Source organism: Pseudoxanthomonas sp. LjRoot204_2, assembly GCF_056175765.1.
The window spans coordinates 1-2,354 of record NZ_JBGFFG010000476.1 but is presented as its reverse complement, the minus strand read 5'-3'; the positions used below and the strand labels follow the sequence as shown (position 1 = coordinate 2,354).

The 2,354-nt window shown below is 67.5% G+C and carries 4 protein-coding genes and 1 tRNA gene; 1 reads left to right on the top strand and 4 read right to left on the bottom strand.

Going from position 1 to position 2,354, the window contains the following annotated elements; all coding sequences use genetic code 11:
• A partial coding sequence (locus tag AC04L7_RS16830; protein ID WP_475513466.1) for a S4 domain-containing protein occupies positions 1 to 155 on the bottom strand: 155 nt, incomplete at its 3' end.
• 119 nt (positions 156 to 274) lie between these two features.
• Positions 275 to 350: transfer RNA gene (locus tag AC04L7_RS16825), tRNA-Phe, on the bottom strand.
• A 178-nt stretch (positions 351 to 528) separates the two neighbouring features.
• Between AC04L7_RS16825 and AC04L7_RS16820 the strand changes: the two genes are divergently transcribed.
• Positions 529 to 978, top strand: a complete 450-nt coding sequence (locus AC04L7_RS16820) for a DUF6491 family protein (protein ID WP_435999817.1) — start codon at positions 529 to 531, stop codon at positions 976 to 978.
• Positions 979 to 991: 13 nt separating this feature from the next.
• Here AC04L7_RS16820 and AC04L7_RS16815 read toward each other — a convergent pair whose 3' ends face one another.
• Both AC04L7_RS16815 and mutY read right to left on the bottom strand, forming a co-directional pair.
• Positions 992 to 1,261: an oxidative damage protection protein gene (locus AC04L7_RS16815; protein WP_475513465.1), complete on the bottom strand. Its 270-nt coding sequence runs from the start codon at positions 1,259 to 1,261 to the stop codon at positions 992 to 994.
• A gap of 3 nt (positions 1,262 to 1,264) precedes the next feature.
• A complete protein-coding gene (gene mutY, locus AC04L7_RS16810; protein WP_435999814.1) occupies positions 1,265 to 2,314 on the bottom strand; it encodes an A/G-specific adenine glycosylase in 1,050 nt (349 codons plus the stop codon).
• Positions 2,315 to 2,354 lie beyond the last annotated feature (40 nt).

Sequence of the window (2,354 nt, the reverse complement as noted above, 5' to 3'; positions counted from 1 at the left end):
ATCTCCACGCGTTCCGTGGTCACCGGGTGCTGTGGCGCTTCGATGGTTTCTCCGTCCACGGTGACCCAGCCGCCTTCGATGTACTGCTCGGCCTCCGTGCGCGAGCATCCGGTAAGTTCTGCAATGCGTTTGGCAAGGCGGATGGGTTCGGACATGGGCGCCGGATATCTCGGAGGTAGGAGGTCGCTTCGTGGCGGACGCGATCCGCGCGGGGGCGAGGCAGCCGATACAAACGAAGAAGGCCCGCATCGCTGCGGGCCTTCCGGAATCGATATGGTGGCCCGGGGCGGATTCGAACCACCGACACGCGGATTTTCAATCCGCTGCTCTACCAACTGAGCTACCAGGCCATGAACGGTCGCGGGCCGGCGCTGCCGGTGCGAAGGCCGCAGATGATACGGATCGGGGTGGGGGATGGCAAGCCGCATCCGGGCTGAACGCGGTTTGGAGGGCCTGCGCCGCCTGTCCGCCGCCGGCGCATCATCGGCGTTATCGACAGCCCTTCTCCCGAACGACAGGAGTCCGCCCATGAAACGCCTGATTCCCACGGCCCTGCTGGCCTCCCTACTGCTGGCAGGCTGCGCCACCGGCAAGCTGAGCCCGGCCGAGAGGCTGGCCCTCTACCGCGACCATGCCGGTGAGCCCGTCAAGGATTTCCGCTATCTCGGCCATCTCAATGGCTGGACCCCGGTGGGCGATTCGGCGCTCGCGGTCTGGACCAAGCCGAAGGAGGGCTACCTGCTCGAGTTCGCCGGCCGCTGCCAGGACCTGGAGTCCGCCGCCGCCATCAGCATCACCCAGTTCGCCAATCGGGTGAACGCGCGTTTCGATGACGTCCTGCCGGTCGGTCCCGGCACGTCCCCCATCAAGATTCCCTGCCGCATCGAGACCATCCGTCCGCTGGACGTCAAGGCCTTGCGTGCCAGCGAGAAAGAGTTGCGCGAGGCGTCGGCGGTGGAGCGCCAGGCCGAGCCGTGATGGGCATGCGGGCTCAGGGCGTCGGGACGTAGCCCGCCGGCTTGTCCGCGYCACCGCCGAACAGGAATTTTTCCAGCTCCGCTTCCAGGAAGGCGCGGTGCTTCGGGTCGCGCGGCGACAGCCGGTTCTCGTTGATCAGCATCGTCTGGTGCGCCAGCCAGGCCGACCAGGCGGGCTTGCCGATGTCCGCGTAGATGCGCTTGCCCAGCTCGCCGGGATAGGGGACGAAATCGAGCCCCTCGGTGTCGCGTTGTTCGTACTGGCAGAAGACGGTGCGCGACATCAGTCAATTCCCAAGCAGTTTGCGGATCGGCGTGGGCAGGCCCAGCGCGGCGAGCTCGCCGCGAGCCACCCAGCGCAGGTCGTCATTGTCGCGCACCACGGCGCGCAGGGCGACCTTGCGCAGGCGCAGCGGCTGCAGCTGCAGGCGGTAGTGGCTGAAGGTGTGCACGACCACGGGCAGTTCTTCGACGTTGTCGTACGCGCCCTTCATCTCGCGCGCGAACCATTCGCGCAGGCCGGCATCGGTGTCGGCTTGCGGCAACGTCCACAGCGAGGCCCAGATGCCGGTCTCCGGACGCCGCTGCAGCAGGATCTCGCCATCCGCGTTTTCCAGCCACAGCGCCACCGCTTCGCGTTCCGGCAGCACTTTCGACGGCTTGGAGGTGGGGAGCGCGCCGGTGAGCCCCTCGCGACGCGCCACGCAGTCGTCCTGTACCGGACATATCCCGCATGCAGGCTTGGCGCGCGTGCACAGCGTGGCGCCGAAATCCATCTGCGCCTGCGTGTAGTCGGCGAGCCGGCCGTCGGGGACGTTGAGCAAATGGTCTTCAGCCAGCGCCCACAGCTGCTTTTCCACCGCTGGCAGGCCGGGCCACCCGGCAATGCCGTGGAAACGCGTGAGCACCCGTTTGACGTTGCCGTCGAGGATGGGGAAACGGTCGTTCCACGCTTGCGACAGGATCGCGCCGGCGGTGCTGCGGCCGATGCCGGGCAGCGCATGCAGCGCGTCGAAATCGCGCGGCAGGTCGCCGTCATGGTTGGCGACGCAGGTTTTCGCGGCGGCATGCAGGTTGCGGGCACGGGCGTAGTAGCCCAGTCCCGCCCAGTGCGCCATCACGTGGTCGGTGGATGCGGCCGCGAGATCGGGCAGGGTGGGGAAGCGCTCGACGAAGCGCAGGAAATACGGAATGACCGTGGTGACCTGCGTCTGCTGCAGCATGATTTCCGACAGCCACACGCGATACGGCGCGCGGGGATGCTGCCACGGCAGGTCGTGGCGACCGTGCCCGTCGAACCAGGCCAGCAGGCGTTGCGCGAACGAGTCAGCGCTCACGTGCAGCGTCCTGTGGGAGCGACGTCAGTCGCGATCGGCC

Excerpts from the sequence above, each read along its gene's own strand:
- AC04L7_RS16820 (WP_435999817.1), top strand. The coding sequence starts at position 529 with ATGAAACGCCTGATTCCCACGGCCCTGCTGGCCTCCCTACTGCTGGCA.